At 64.3% G+C, this 13841-nt stretch carries 16 protein-coding genes and 1 tRNA gene; 6 read left to right on the top strand and 11 right to left on the bottom strand.

Annotation, left to right across the window (positions count from 1 at the left end):
- Nucleotides 1-455: 455 nt before the first annotated feature.
- Nucleotides 456-986 (bottom strand): cytochrome b, encoded by a 531-nt coding sequence (locus FOZ70_RS26795; protein WP_021162277.1) that lies wholly within the window; start codon nucleotides 984-986, stop codon nucleotides 456-458.
- Nucleotides 986-2080 carry a catalase family peroxidase gene (locus FOZ70_RS26790; protein WP_219707203.1) on the bottom strand — a complete coding sequence of 365 codons (1095 nt, stop codon included), beginning with the start codon at nucleotides 2078-2080 and terminating at the stop codon, nucleotides 986-988. Before FOZ70_RS26790 ends, FOZ70_RS26795 begins: the two co-directional genes overlap by 1 nt.
- Nucleotides 2081-2236: 156 nt before the next feature.
- On the opposite strand from FOZ70_RS26790, the gene FOZ70_RS26785 reads away from it, so the two are divergent.
- Both FOZ70_RS26785 and FOZ70_RS26780 read left to right on the top strand, forming a co-directional pair.
- On the top strand, nucleotides 2237-2758 hold the full coding sequence (locus FOZ70_RS26785) for a sigma-70 family RNA polymerase sigma factor (RefSeq protein WP_059527789.1): 522 nt from the start codon (nucleotides 2237-2239) through the stop codon (nucleotides 2756-2758).
- Entirely contained in the window at nucleotides 2755-3513 is a 759-nt protein-coding gene (locus FOZ70_RS26780) for an anti-sigma factor (RefSeq protein WP_060128984.1), read from the top strand. Before FOZ70_RS26785 ends, FOZ70_RS26780 begins: the two co-directional genes overlap by 4 nt.
- A gap of 247 nt (nucleotides 3514-3760) precedes the next feature.
- On the opposite strand, the gene FOZ70_RS26775 is transcribed toward FOZ70_RS26780, so the two are convergent.
- From FOZ70_RS26775 to FOZ70_RS26745, 7 genes are all read right to left on the bottom strand, one after another.
- Nucleotides 3761-4327 (bottom strand): hypothetical protein, encoded by a 567-nt coding sequence (locus FOZ70_RS26775; RefSeq protein ID WP_219707202.1) that lies wholly within the window; start codon nucleotides 4325-4327, stop codon nucleotides 3761-3763.
- Nucleotides 4328-5079: 752 nt separating this feature from the next.
- Entirely contained in the window at nucleotides 5080-5397 is a 318-nt protein-coding gene (locus tag FOZ70_RS26770) for a hypothetical protein (RefSeq protein ID WP_048024040.1), read from the bottom strand.
- A gap of 15 nt (nucleotides 5398-5412) precedes the next feature.
- Nucleotides 5413-6330 carry an Imm72 family immunity protein gene (locus FOZ70_RS26765; RefSeq protein WP_258025732.1) on the bottom strand — a complete coding sequence of 306 codons (918 nt, stop codon included), beginning with the start codon at nucleotides 6328-6330 and terminating at the stop codon, nucleotides 5413-5415.
- A 16-nt stretch (nucleotides 6331-6346) separates the two neighbouring features.
- Entirely contained in the window at nucleotides 6347-7063 is a 717-nt protein-coding gene (locus tag FOZ70_RS26760; protein WP_219707201.1) for a hypothetical protein, read from the bottom strand.
- A 3-nt stretch (nucleotides 7064-7066) separates the two neighbouring features.
- Nucleotides 7067-7282 carry a hypothetical protein gene (locus tag FOZ70_RS26755; RefSeq protein ID WP_081070447.1) on the bottom strand — a complete coding sequence of 72 codons (216 nt, stop codon included), beginning with the start codon at nucleotides 7280-7282 and terminating at the stop codon, nucleotides 7067-7069.
- On the bottom strand, nucleotides 7279-7590 hold the full coding sequence (locus FOZ70_RS26750) for an Imm53 family immunity protein (protein WP_219707200.1): 312 nt from the start codon (nucleotides 7588-7590) through the stop codon (nucleotides 7279-7281). The genes FOZ70_RS26755 and FOZ70_RS26750 overlap by 4 nt, the downstream gene beginning before the upstream one ends.
- Nucleotides 7591-7615: 25 nt before the next feature.
- Entirely contained in the window at nucleotides 7616-7870 is a 255-nt protein-coding gene (locus FOZ70_RS26745; RefSeq protein WP_042976888.1) for a hypothetical protein, read from the bottom strand.
- A 587-nt stretch (nucleotides 7871-8457) separates the two neighbouring features.
- Between FOZ70_RS26745 and FOZ70_RS26740 the strand changes: the two genes are divergently transcribed.
- Nucleotides 8458-8534, top strand: a tRNA-Val gene (locus FOZ70_RS26740).
- A gap of 312 nt (nucleotides 8535-8846) precedes the next feature.
- Nucleotides 8847-9362 (top strand): DUF2628 domain-containing protein, encoded by a 516-nt coding sequence (locus tag FOZ70_RS26735; RefSeq protein WP_193094246.1) that lies wholly within the window; start codon nucleotides 8847-8849, stop codon nucleotides 9360-9362.
- A gap of 113 nt (nucleotides 9363-9475) precedes the next feature.
- Here the strand turns inward: FOZ70_RS26735 and FOZ70_RS26730 are convergent, their stop codons facing one another.
- Complete coding sequence (locus FOZ70_RS26730; RefSeq protein ID WP_219707199.1) at nucleotides 9476-10357, bottom strand: sigma-70 family RNA polymerase sigma factor; 882 nt, start codon at nucleotides 10355-10357, stop codon at nucleotides 9476-9478.
- A complete protein-coding gene (locus tag FOZ70_RS26725; RefSeq protein WP_021162266.1) occupies nucleotides 10357-10833 on the bottom strand; it encodes a carboxymuconolactone decarboxylase family protein in 477 nt (158 codons plus the stop codon). Before FOZ70_RS26725 ends, FOZ70_RS26730 begins: the two co-directional genes overlap by 1 nt.
- Before the next feature lie 558 nt (nucleotides 10834-11391).
- On the opposite strand from FOZ70_RS26725, the gene egtB reads away from it, so the two are divergent.
- Nucleotides 11392-12615, top strand: a complete 1224-nt coding sequence (egtB, locus tag FOZ70_RS26720; RefSeq protein ID WP_059675993.1) for an ergothioneine biosynthesis protein EgtB — start codon at nucleotides 11392-11394, stop codon at nucleotides 12613-12615.
- Nucleotides 12599-13612, top strand: coding sequence for an L-histidine N(alpha)-methyltransferase (gene egtD / locus FOZ70_RS26715; RefSeq protein ID WP_021162264.1), 1014 nt, complete (start codon nucleotides 12599-12601; stop codon nucleotides 13610-13612). Before egtB ends, egtD begins: the two co-directional genes overlap by 17 nt.
- The last annotated feature ends 229 nt before the right edge of the window (nucleotides 13613-13841 follow it).

The raw sequence follows: 13841 nt of genomic DNA, 5'->3' as shown, positions 1-13841 counted from the left end.
ATCCGAGGATCAGCTCGCTTCCATCAAGCGCCCACACTTATCGGCTGTTAATTTTTAAAGAGCAATCTGCGAGGAACTTCGTGTTTCTCAGCAGCGCTGCGTTTTCAGCAGCAGAGAAGCGAGATTATTAACCGTTTTTTAAAACTCGTCAACAACTTTTTTAACTACTTCGTTGCGACGACTGCGGTTTAATTTCGTGTGCACTGGAGTTGCTAAAACCAACTTCAACAGCACCGCTTCCCTTCTTCCTCCCGCGCCGCGTTTCCGTTAGCGCGAAAGAGGCGTGATTCTAAGCACCTGCCCCCGTCTCCGCAACCCCTTTCGTGAAATATTTTTGACATGCTATGCCGGGCGCAGCCGAGCCTGCCCGAGTGGCCATATATAAGCGGCACGGCAAGAGCCGCTCCGGTCGCCCGTGTCCAGCCCCGCCGCCGCGAACTCGACCTTCCCGTCGGTTACCGCCCGACCATCGCCCTCACCACACCGTCCCGTCGGATCAGTCCGTGGTACAGCGCCGCCGCAAAGTGCGCGAGGAACGTCAAGAAGAACAGATACGCCAGCACACGATGCGCGACCCTGAGCCAGGCGAACGTCACCGGATCAGCCGACACCAGCGCCGGCAGTTGCACGCCGCCGCCCAACGTCACCGGATACCCGCCCGCCGACAGCATCGCCCACCCGATCAGCGGCATCGCGACCATCAGCGCATACAGCACGAGATGCGATCCGTGCGCGGCCGCCTTCTGCCACCACGGCAGATCCTCGGGTAACGCGGGCGGCTTTGACAACACCCGCACCACGATCCGCACGCACACCAGCACCAGCACGGCCACACCCAGCGGCTTGTGAATCGCCACCAGAACCTCATGCCGCCCGGAAACGGACGCCACCATCCCCACCCCGATGAACAGCATCGCGAGAATCATCGCGGCCATCACCCAGTGCAGCACCCTCGCGGGCAAACCAAACGTCGCAGAAGTCTTCATCACCGTCCCTCCGAACTCAACCTGGCCACGCCCGCCACGCCGGCCTCTTCACTCGTCCTGCGCAGATACGAATCCGCATAGGCAGCCGAGCGCGCCGCCAGCAACGGATCCCCCGACACCTGGATCCCCTGCGGCAGCACCGTCGGGTCGTAATTCACATCCCGGCACGGCCCGCTGTCCTGCGCCTCCACGCGGTCGAGCACGAGCGTGCCCGCGTCGATCGTCGTGCGCTGCGCGGGCCAGGCCTTCGTCGCGTCGTCCACCGGATCACCGGGCTCCGCCAACGTGACCAGCAGCTTCCACTTCTGCGCACCCGCCGCGATGCGCTGCGTCACGTCCTGCTGCAACACGTTCGGGTCCGCCGCCGTCGCGACGTCGCCGGCGCCGGACGTCTGCTCCGGCACGACGCGCCACCGCACCGCCTGACGCTTGCCGGCCGCGTCGACGAAGTAGAACGCGTTCAATCCGTAATAGCTTTCGGTGACGTAGCTCGCGCTCGGCTTCGCACCCTTCACCCATTGCAGGAACGCGCCCGCCTCCGGGTGCGCGCCGAAAAACGCCTTTACCTTCGCCGGGTCGGGCTTGCCCGTCTTCGGATCGGGCCGGGTCGCCATCAATTGCGCGTAGAACGCCTGCGGCGTCGCCACCGGAAACACGGGCATCGCGTTCATCCCGGTTCGCCATTGCTCGCCATCGGGCGCGGTGAGCTTCAGCGCGAGGCTGCGGATCGGCACGCTGCTGTCGGGCGCGTACGGGTTCCCGCCCGGCAACGCGAAGCGCCCGACCACCGGCGTGCGCACCGCCTTGAAGAACGGCGCGACCGAATACGCGCTCGCGGCGCCGTTGCCTTCGAAGTAACCGGTCACGCACACGCCCTTCGCGTGATTGCGCCGGAAGCCCGGGTGAATGCCGCCGCCGGCCGTCTGCAATGCGTCGACGATCCGGTGCGGGGTCAGACGCGCCGGCGCAAGCCAGCCGCCCGCGTAGCCGAACGCCACGGCCACGCCGGCCACCGCGCCGCCGATCGCGGCCCAGCGCCACCACCCGCGCCCAGGCTCGCGCTGCGGCGAAGAAGAGGAAGAAGATCGCTCCATGAATGTGCTCCCGACCATCAGGTCATTGTCGAACCCGCGTAGGACGCCACCCGCGCCGCTTTATTCCACGAAAATTTTTTTCCTATGCTGGTGGAATAAGCGGCGCCCACCAGCGTCTTACGCGGCATCTCTACCCATTCGGCAACCGGCCCGGCCATGCCCTCCACCGCCCTCGACGACGACGCATTGCGCGAACTCATCCCCAGGTTGCGACGCTTCGCGCTCTGGCTCGCGCGTGACGTCCACGCGGCCGACGATCTCGTCCAGTCGACGCTCGAGCGCGCACTGTCGCGCTGGACGAGCCGCCGCGACGACGCGTCGCTGCGCAGCTGGCTCTTCACGATCCTGTACCGGCAGTTTCTCGACGGGAAACGCAGCGCGAAGCGCTACAACTGGCTGCTCGGCCGGATCCGTGATGACGACGAAGCGCACTGGCCGTCCGCCGAACGCGAATTCACGGCGCGCGCGACGCTCGAAGCGTTCGGCCGGCTGTCGGACGAACAGCGCAGCCTGCTGCTGCTCGTCGCGGTCGAGGGCTTCACCTATCAGGAAGTCGCCGACCTGCTCGAGGTGCCGATCGGCACCGTGATGTCCCGGCTATCCCGCGCGCGCCAGGCGCTGCGCCAGCTCAGCGACGGCGAGCTTCCTGCTCCTTCTCTCCGGTTGATGAAGAAATGAACACGCCTCCGAACGAACACGACCTCCAGGCCTACGTCGACGGCCAGCTCGACGACGATGCGCGCGCCGCGGTCGAGCGTTATCTCGCGCTGCATCCGGAGCGCGCGGAACAGGTGAAGCAATGGCAGCAGGATGCGCAGCGGTTGCGGGCCGCGCTGGAAAGCGTGCGGATGCCGGCGGATAACCTTGCGCTGGATCCTGCCGCCATTCGCGGCAGGCAGGCGGAGCGCTCGCGGATGCGGTTCGCGATTGCGGCTTCGTTCGTGTTCTGCGTCGGGCTGGGGACATTCGGCGGATGGCAGGCGCGTGGGTGGAACGCGGCGCCGCCCATCGCGCCGATGAGCGATGCGGTCGAGGCCTACCGGATGATGGTGGTCGATCAGACGGCCAAGGTCGATTACCGGCCGACGGGTGCGGGAGATTTGCAGGGGTGGCTCACCCGGCGAGTGGGGGCATCGGCAAGGCTGCCGGATCTGAGCGCGGCGGGGTTCAGGCCGGTCGGTGGGCGGCTGTTCACGACCGACAGCGGAGCTACTGCTGCGATGGTGCTCTACGAGGACGAGGCCGGGCGGACGCTCAGCTTCTATCTGCGGCCGGCGGAATCGAAACATCGGCTGCTGCCGGCCGGGCAACGTGTGGATGGCGCGTTGCTCGCGCGGTACGGGTCGGTGAACGGGCTCAACTATGCGGTGGTCGGGCCGGCCCGGAGCCTCGCGGAGAAAGCGGTCGCGCAGGCGCTCGATCAGCAGACTTGAAGTAGCAGGATGCGCGCCCGGTTGGCGGTTGAGGGTGGCCGCAGCGCCTTTTGTGGCGCGGCCCGGCGGGCTTGAACGGGCGCACGCTCACCACTCGCTTGCACAGCGTTTCGACTGACTTTCCCTGGCTGTTATGCACATCGAAGCCGCTCCGGTGCCCTCACCTTTGGAATCACAGGGTTTCGAGTCGCTGCGGAACAGGATGTCCACATCGATCACGGGTAAGCGATCCGCCTTCCAAGGATGGCTACGATCCTGTCCGTCCAGGTAGAGTCGCCACCGAGACCTGGCTGCCGGCAAGCATCTTGTTCGCTCGACGCACGAACACCCAGTGCCAAACCCAGAGAAAAACTGCAACGCCACCGGCGATGGAGCCAAGGGTATCGGGTATCAACGAAACAACCTGCGCAAGACACCACCCGATGCCACTGATCCGGCCGAACGAGCGCAGACCCGACAGCGCCGGATTGATACGAGACTCCGCTTCCAGGGACTCCGCAACGTTGGAAATAATGAAGAAGTCCTCGATGAAGTTGTACGGCAAGAGGAACATGAGCCAGACGCTGTTGGGTTCGGCCGCACGCGATCCTTGGTTGACCGATTTCAGGGTAGTCCTCAGGTCGCTCGCATACGCATAGACCAGAGCCAGGAAAACCGTGATGACGACGATGCCGCCGATTGTCCCAAGCCTCTCCATTTCGCCGAGAACGCCACCGTCTTCTGAAGGATGGACAAGGGGATAGGCGAGCCCAAAAGCAATGGGGATGCTCAGCATGGCTTTGAGAATGATCCGTGCAGTTGCAGTTGCGCTCATGTGTATCCGATGGATAGGTGCGTTGTCACCGGCAGCATAGCGAACGATCGTCCTCGCCGTGCGACTTTGTCCTGGTATATGCCGCCTTCTCTCGCGACGCCAGTCGAGTCGGTGTCCGAACCGCACCGGGAATCGTGGAGGCCGGTCAGCTTGATCGTGGTGACGCTACATGCTGATATCGTTCGGTTCGCTCACCTTGGGTCTGCACAGCGTTTCGAGTTGCGTGGAAGCGTGATATCCACAACCCGCGAGATGACGCAAACATCCTCACCGCATTCGCGTACCCTCACCCGCTGAATGCACAGGATTTCGAGTGTCCTGGCTGCTCGATATCCACACGGCACTCAGTCACGGCGGATCGCGCGAACATTCTCCCCATCACCTGCCCCATTCCGGAAAATTCCTGTCCAGCAAGGCATTCGGGCTGTTTCACATGGCCGAGTGCATGGCGCTCACCTGTCCGAGGCACAGCGATTCGACTGGCTGGGTGTGCAGGTTGTCCACATGCGGCACGTCGGCAAGCGCACGAACGCGATGCACATTCCCCCGCGCTCGCGCCGTGGATGCCGGCATTTCTGCGCTCAGTCGCGGGCTCACGTATCCGGATCGGCTCGTCACGGTCAGAATTCGCCGGGATCCGCCCCCCGCTTGCGATCCGAGCGCATGCTCACCTGCTGCTCGCACAGCGTTTCACGTCGTTTGCGCCGCAGTTACCCACATACGAAGGCTGACCACCCTCACCGCCGCCCAGGTCACTTGGTCAGATAAACCTTGAGAATCTCGCCTGTCTCCGGGGAGATGACATATTTCATCGACGTCCCGAGCGGGCTTGCATTGCCGAGCCCGCGCATGCCGGGAGGCATCTTCGCCAGAAACGTCACGCCGATGACGTGGTCGTCCGGTTTCGGATCGACCGTCGCGGCACTTTCGTCCGTGATGCAGATCTCGAAGTTGCGCAGATCCTGCCCGGTCTTCGCGAAGTCTTCATAGGCCGCCTTCAGGCCGAGCAGCATCGCGGTATTGAGCCGGACGGAACATCGATCGACCTCGCCGAAATTCAGCTTGCTCATGGCGTTCTCCGGATATCACGGGTTCGGGTTCGTCTGCGGCGCTTGCCGTGGCTCGAGGAAATACTGCGATTCGTCGGGAATGACGCCGTTCACGTAACGCCGGTCTTCCCACAGCAATCGCCAGCACGTCGGGATGAACAATCCCGGGAAATCGTCCGTGATGTTCGGCGCACGCGTGCCCCGAACGAAATAATTGAAGCAACCTCCATTACGCAAGCCGGGCATGACGATCGGCACGAGGCCCGGCCGCCTCGACCACTTGACGACGACAGGCTCCCAGATGCCGTCGCAAGGCACTTTCCGGCCGGTCCAGATGATCGGGCCCACAGCTTGCGGAACCTCGGGCAGGTCCTCCGGAAACACCGGATACGAAAGCGTGTGGAAGTTGCGCTCATAGGCATTCGGGGACAACAGCTGTCTCGCCGAGCGCAGACGTGCGAGGTTGCCGAATCGATCGTCCGAATCGAACGGCGCAGACTCCATCTGGTATTCCGATGCGTGCAGCAGTCGGGCCAGCGCGTCGATCTTCGGCGGGTATGGGGCAACCTGCCCACCGCGATCCCAGTAATCGGGATTCGGGTAGAAATACGCGTCCAGAAGGTGGTATTGCCGGTACACGTCCTTGAACGGCCCACCGCTCCGCCAGCCAATCCGGTTCCCTCGGGCCAGCTCGGTCAGCCCTCGATCGTAAGCCGCGAGAATGTCGGTGATGATCGGAAAGTGGGTGCGCTGGATGGCCTCCGGATCACCGTCGGGCCACGTGTTCACTGCATGCTCGTACGCGTTCGCGAAGCGCTCGAATGCCTCGCGCTTGCGCGTCCAGAGCGACAGGCTCGTCAGGCGTTGCAGCAGCCAGAAAATCTTGCGCCGGGTAGCGTCGTCCGTCATGTCGTCCTGCTCGATCGCAAACGGCGCCGGTTGCCTGCCCGTCATGCCCTCTCCTTTGCGTTCACGCCGGCGCAGCGTCATCGCCCAGGCCGCTGCGTTTCAACACCTCCCGCAGGCACACCGGACACACATACTCACCGGCGTCCCACAGCCGCACGAACATGGCCGGATCGTCGATCCGGAACGTCGAATCGACGATGTCGATATCCGGCCCGAGCACCTTGCGCAAAAACGCTTCGTCGAACCAATACTTGGGCTCGTGCTTCACACGGGCATCGATCACCCGCACGACGTGACAATCACGGATCACATCGGTCGTGAGAATCGCCGTTTCGATATCCGGCGACGACCGCGTCGGCAGGATCAGCCCGTGAAGTTCGCATCGCGCGAAATCGCTCGGCCACTTTGCATTCGCCGCGACGACGGACGTGTCGAACGCCTGCTCTTTCGTCGTCGGTTGATGAGGCACCTCGCCGGAACGCACGAGCAGTTCGTCCAGACACGCCAGACAGACATACGCGCGCAAGCGCTCCAATGCCGCGATCTTCGGAAATGCCTTCACGTGAGCGACCCGATCGACGAAGATCGCATCGACCTCGTGCTCGTCGAGCTCGGCGCGCAACACCCACATCTCCCAGCTGTATCTCGGCCGGTCGAGCGAGACCTTCACGAGTTCACCGGGCATACACTGCCCGCGCAGCCTGATGCGTGCGTCCACACCCTTCGATGTTGTCGCCGTGGAAGCGCGTCCGTGTCGATGGCAAACGATCGGTCCCATTACTCACTCCAGTTGCGAGCGCCGCTTGCGTCGCCCGGTTCTTTCTTCGGTTTCGTCGCGCCGTGAAAGACATCGAGCGATCGCACATTCCCCGCGACCGGATTGCCGAGCGAAGCCCAACCGTGCCAGCCCATCGGCGACGGCGACCACCTCGGTCACGACAACCGCAACACGGCCGGCAATTTCCGTCACCAGCATTTCGTCGACAGGTGCCTTCATCGATCGCGTCGTCCTTCGTCGTTCGTCGCGCGCCAGTCGATCCACTCGACCGCGAGCGCGAGGAGCTCCGGCAAATTGCCCGGGCCGCCGTAGCCGGCGAATTCAGCGCTGGTCGCACGCACGGATATCCAGTCCGACTCGTTGCGCTCGATCGACAGATCGATCACCTTGCCAGACGTCGCGCCGTCGAGCTTCACCTTCCATCCCGGATTGTCCAGCGTGACGACCTCGATGCCGTGCGCGTGTTCCCAGACGCCATCGCAACGCGATTCGTACCAGCGCTGCAGCGCAGTCAAGGAATCAATCATGTGCCTGTGCCTCTCGTCATCCGGTTCACACCATTACGAGCCATCTGATGATGTCTTCGATGTCTTGGCGAGACAGCTTTCCGACGCGATCGACAAATACCCCGTAGCCGAGATCGAACTTCACGTTGAATCGCTCACCTTTGTAGCGGCAGCACAGGACATCGGCTTCCGGGATCGACACGCGTTGCTCGAACACGATGTCGCCCGGATGTTGCTGCATTCGATGCACGACTGTGTCGATATCGAGCGTGTCGAGCCTGGGCAACGAAGAATCGGTCATGTGTCGTGAGCCTGTTCGACGGGCCTTTGCATCCTGGATGCCGGCGATTCTACAGACATAAGGGTCCGCACATCACCCACGCACTTCACAGCTTCCCGATTCGTTCTTCTGTTCGCCGCACGCAGTGCATATCCCGGGCGGATCACAGTCGACGGACTGTGCTTATCCAAAGGTGTTAACAGGGTTCGTATATATACGTAGTGATAGTTAACAAGCGCTGTGCCTCACAGTGGATAACCTCCGTAACGCACTGAATTTTCAGCACGAAGCGGGATGCATAACCATGGGTGTCGCACGTGAACAGCTCCGCGCAGCACAGAACAACTTTTCGCCGATTCACAGGCTCGCCGACATATCCTCAATCGTTCCACTGTGAATCCAGAGGCTTGCCGGACGGTTATCCAGAGGGCAATGTGGATAACATCACCGCGCATCGACGCATTTTGCTGTGATGCGAAGCGGTGAGGGCGACGTGCCCGGCATCGCCACGCACCATCGATCGTTTGCCCCCGCACGCGCCGATTCAAAAAATTTTCACGAAAGGGCTTGTGCTCCTCAAAAACCCTCTCTATAATTCGCGGCTTCTTAGGCTCGTAGCTCAGTTGGTTAGAGCACCACCTTGACATGGTGGGGGTCGTTGGTTCGAATCCAATCGAGCCTACCAACGAACAAAATGAAGGGGTCCGGCAGCGCAAATTGCCTACAGGCAACGCGGCTCGCCAAACATACAAACGCCACGCGGCAACCTCGCGTGGCGTTTTTCTTTTTCCGGCCGAAACAACGCGAAACGACGCATATCGCCCCGATGCGTTGCGCGATCCACGGCATCGCATCTCCACCGACATCCTGGCCCGTGACGCTGCGACCTGCGCTGCACGGCAGGTAGAATCGTGTGCGACCGAAGCGGCTGCGCCGTTCGACTTTCACCGCATCCGACCACATCAAAACAACAACGCGCGACCGAGAGCACCCGACCATGTCCGACGTCACGACCGCCGCATCGTCCGCGAGCAACGACGAAATCGCCGCTTATGTCGGCAAGAAGGCTGCCTGGTTCGAGCGGAAATGGACGATCGCCGCGTCGCGCAAGAACCGGCAGTCGTGGAACTGGGCAGCCTGTTTCCTGGGCCCGGTCTGGATGGCGTATCGATGCATGTACTGGCAGGCGGCGGCCGTCCTTGGCGCGTCGCTCGCGATTACGCTGGTCGAGCTGCTGTTCTTTCCGAAATACTTCGAATCGAGCACGCTCGACCCGGTCACGATCGGGATCGCGGTGTCGCTCGGCTGGTACGGGAACGGCCTCTACAAGGCGCACGTCGAGCGCCGGATCGACAAGCTGCGCCCGAACGCGACGTCGCACGAATCGTTTCTCTCATTGCTGGAAGCGCAGGGCGGCACGAACTGGCTCGCGGCGACCGGTTTCGCGATCGCGACGCCGTTGCTCGGCTTCCTGATGATCGTGATCCGCAACCTCGTGGTCGGCACGTATTGATTGCACGAGCACGAGCACGAACCGGCGGCCGGTAAAGCAGGGCGGCAGGACGGTGAACAGCGCGCATCGCGGCCGTGCCTGCGCACGGCACCCGGCGCGCGATCCCGCCGCCTTCAGTGCAGATGCTTCAACTTGTCGGGATTGCGCACGACATAGATCGCGACGATCTTGCCGTCCTCGATCTCGAGCGCCGTGGTCTGCAGCTCGCCATCGGATTCCAGCGTGACGAAACCCGGCAGCCCGTTGATGAACCCGGCACGCACGAGCTTCGATGCATGTGTCGCAAACAGCTCGGCCAGATACTCGTGCACCTTCATCACGCGCTCGAAGCCGAACACCGGCTTGCCCGCCGCCGAGCGCTTGCCGCCACCGTCCGAATGCAGGCTCACGTCCTCGGCGAGCATCGCGCCGAGCGTGCGCATGTCGCCGCTGCGTGACGCGGCAAAAAACGCTTCCGCCAATTCGATTCCGCGCTGTTTCTCGACATGAAAGCGCGGCCGCGCCTCGCGCACATGCGTGCGGGCCCGCGCGGCGAGCTGCCGGCACGCGGCCGGGTCGCGCTGGATCGTCGCGGCTACTTCGTCGAACTCGAGGCCGAACACGTCGTGCAGCAGGAACGCCGCGCGTTCGAGCGGCGAGAGCCGTTCGAGCGCGAGCAGCAGCGGCAGCGTGACGTCTTCCTGTTCGTTTTCCTCGACGACCGGCTCGGGCAGCCACGGGCCGATATAGGTCTCGCGCTGGTGCCGCGCGGACTTCAGCTGGTCGAGGCACATGCGCATCACCATGCGGCGCAGGAACGCCTCGGGCACGCGCACGTCGGTACGGTCGACGTCCATCCAGCGGATGAACGCTTCCTGCACCATGTCCTCGGCGTCCGCGACGGAACCGAGCATCCGGTACGCGACGCGGATCAGCGTGCGACGCAGCGGGTCGAAGCTCGCCGCCGCGTCGGCCCGTGCTTCGGCGCTGCCACTGGCCGGGTCGAGGGTCGGCATCAGGCCACCATCTTTGCGGCGGCGGCCTTCGCGTCGGCCGGGTCGATCCACAGCCCGAAGCCGACGGCGAGCCGGTTCCAGCCGTTGATCACGTTGATCATCAGCGTGAGCTTCACCTGTTCCTCCTGGCTGAAGTGGTCGTTCAGCGCCGCGTAGGCTGCTTCGTGTGCGGCGTGGCCCTCCGACAGCCGCGTGAGCGCATCGGTCCAGCCGAGCGCCGCGCGTTCGCGGTCGGTGTAGCAGGGCGCTTCGCGCCACGCGGCGAGCAGATAGATGCGCTGCTCGGTCTCACCTTGCTCGCGGGCCTCGGCCGTGTGCATGTTAATGCAGTTCGCGCACGCGTTGATTTGCGATGCGCGGATCTTGACGAGCTCGATCAGCGTCGGCTCGAGGCTCCCGGCAGCGGCGACCGACACGGTCATCCAGTTCTTCATCAGTGCGGGTGCGGCGGCAAACGGATTGAGTTTCGCAGTCATGGTCCTTCTCCTTTCGTGTGGGTTCCGGTGACATGACGAGCGAGCCCCCCGCGTGTGTGACATCGGCTAAAAATTTTTTCGAAGCGCGTTTGGCCGCGGACCCGGACGAAGGGCGGGGCGGTTCATCGCCGTGCCGGTCGCGGCGCACGCACCCGTTCGTCAGACAAATCCGGGCATCCCGGCGCATGCACTCACGATCGCCGCGCGGATGTCATGGGATGTCAGCAGCCCGCCTGCGCGGCCCAGCGCGTCGTGCACGGCGTTCGCGCCCGAACCGGCAGGCCTGCCCGGCGTGTCACGCGTGCGACACGCGCGCAGCCGACACTTTCATTTCTCTTTCGTTCGCGTTTCACCGGCATCCCGATTCGCAGCATTCACATTTCTGGACCATACTGTTCTGCACGGGCAGATGAAGTGACGCCGCATTCGCGGCCCGGCGCGCGCGCCGGCTGCCCGTCGACGCAGCAGCAGGTCGCACGTCAGCCGCGCGCATCACGCGCAAGGCTTTCCCTTTTCCGGCAACGCAACGCAGCGAATCGCGACGTGGACGGTAAACCGATGAGCCTCCTTGCATCAAAGCTTCAGCGCCGTTACCAGGACGTGCGCACTCATAGCGTCGCGTTGACCGCGACGTTGTCCGCCGAAGACCAGGCCGTGCAGTCGATGCCCGACGCGAGTCCGACGAAATGGCATCTCGCGCATACGACCTGGTTCTTCGAAACCGTCGTGCTGATGCGCCGCGTGCCCGGCTACGCGCCGTTCGACGACGCATTCCAGTTCCTCTTCAATTCCTATTACGAAGCGCTCGGCCCGCGCCATCCGCGGCCGCAGCGCGGGCTGCTCACGCGCCCGTCGCTCGACGAGGTGCATGCGTACCGGCAATACGTCGACGACGCGATGCTGCGCGCGCTGGCCGGCGCCGATGCGGCGCTGCTCGACGCAATCGCGCCCGAGGTCGTGCTCGGCCTGCATCACGAGCAGCAGCACCAGGAATTGATCGTGACCGACATGCTGCACGCGTTCTCGTGCAACCCGCTGAAGCCGGCGTTCCGGCCGCGCAACGGGATGGACGGCGATGCGATGGCCGCGGGCGATGCGGGCGCGCTGCACTGGCTTCACCAGCCGGGCGGGCTCGTCGAGATCGGCCACGACGGCGACGCGTTCTCGTTCGACAACGAACGGCCGCGCCACACGGCGCTCGTGCGGCCGTACGAGATCGCGAACCGTCTCGTGACGAATGCGGAATATGCGGCGTTCGTCGCAGACGGCGGCTACACACGCCCCGAGTTCTGGCTGTCCGACGGCTGGGCCACGGTGCAGCGGGAAGGGTGGCAAGGGCCCGCGTACTGGATGCCCGACGACGACGATGCGGCCGCCACGCGCGTACGTCGCACGTTCGGCCTGCACGGCGTCGAGCCGCTCGCGCCCGACGCACCGGTGTGCCACGTGAGCTTCTACGAAGCGGCCGCGTACGCGGAATGGGCCGGCGCCCGCCTGCCGACCGAATTCGAATGGGAAGCCGCGTTCCCCTCCGAAGGCATCCGGCAGATGCTCGGGCACGTGTGGCAATGGACGCGCTCGTCGTACGAGCCGTACCCGGGCTTTCGGCCGCTCGCGGGTGTCGCGGCCGAATACAACGGCAAGTTCATGGTCGGCCAGCAGGTCCTGCGCGGCAGCAGCATCGCGACGCCGCCGGGGCACGAACGGCCGACGTACCGCAATTTCTTTCCGCCGGCGGCACGCTGGCAATTCACGGGAGTGCGACTTGCGCGAGACGTCTGACCAGACGGCCACGAGCGGTGGCCAGCAACCCGCCCGCGATTCGCGGCCGAGCGCGTTCGAGCGCGACCTGATCGACGGACTGTCGCGCACGCCGCGCAGCATTCCGCCGAAATACTTCTACGATGCGGCCGGCTCCGCGCTGTTCGATCGCATCTGCGAACTGCCCGAGTATTACCCGACCCGCACCGAGCTCGGCATCCTGCGCGATCGCGCGGCCGAGATCGTGCGGCGCGTCGGCCCGCATGCGGAACTGGTCGAATTCGGCGCCGGCTCGCTCGAGAAGATCCGCGTGCTGCTCGACGCGTTCGCGGGCAACTATGCGAACGCGCCGGCGCGCTACGTGCCGGTCGACATCTCGGCCGACTACCTGCACGGCGCGGCCGCGCGACTGCGTTCGGCCTATCCGTGGCTCGACGTCGCGCCGCTCGCGGCCGACTACACGAAGGCCGAGCAACTGGCCGCGCTGACCGCGACACCGGCGCGGCGCATCGGTTTCTTTCCCGGCTCGACGATCGGCAATTTCTCGCGGGAAGAGGCCGACGCATTCCTGCGCGATGCCGCGCGGCTGCTGCGCGGCGGCGGCCTGCTGGTCGGCGCCGACCTCGTGAAGGACGCGCGCACGCTGCACGACGCGTACAACGATGCACAGGGCGTGACCGCGCGGTTCAACCTGAACCTGCTGGTGCGCGCGAACGCGGAGCTCGGCGCGGATTTCGACGTCGACGCGTTCTCGCATTGCGCGTTCTACGACAGCGAGCGGCAGCGCATCGAGATGCATCTCGTCAGCGATGTCGCGCAGACGGTGCACGTGCGCGGCCACGCGTTCCGCTTCGAAGCCGGCGAGCGCATCCACACGGAGAACTCGCACAAGTTCACGATCGACGGCTTCCATGCGATCGCGCGCCGCGCGGGATTCGAGCCCGATACCGTGTGGACCGACGCGGACAACCTGTTCAGCGTGCACTGGCTGCGCAGCGTCGACGATATCCGCGCGTAACGCCCGCTGTTGCGAACCGCTCGCGCCGCGTGGGCGGTTCGCTTCCCGCGCACGCCGGCGAGCGCGATCGAATCGCCCGGTTTCGTGCCGAAACGCCCTTTTTACCGGCCCGATGCATCGCCGCAACGGCGTTTCGAGCACGGCCTCTCCCTTGTCCCGCAAGGCTTTGCGGACATCCGTAAACGTCCGTTACCGGTCTCGCATACCCGTTTCACCTGTGTCTGTGTCC

It is taken from the genome of Burkholderia sp. COPS (assembly GCF_019425585.1).
GTDB classification, from domain to species: Bacteria; Pseudomonadota; Gammaproteobacteria; order Burkholderiales; family Burkholderiaceae; genus Burkholderia; species Burkholderia cepacia.
The sequence above is the reverse complement of the archived record's forward strand: the minus strand, read 5'-3'. Positions and strand labels throughout refer to the sequence as shown.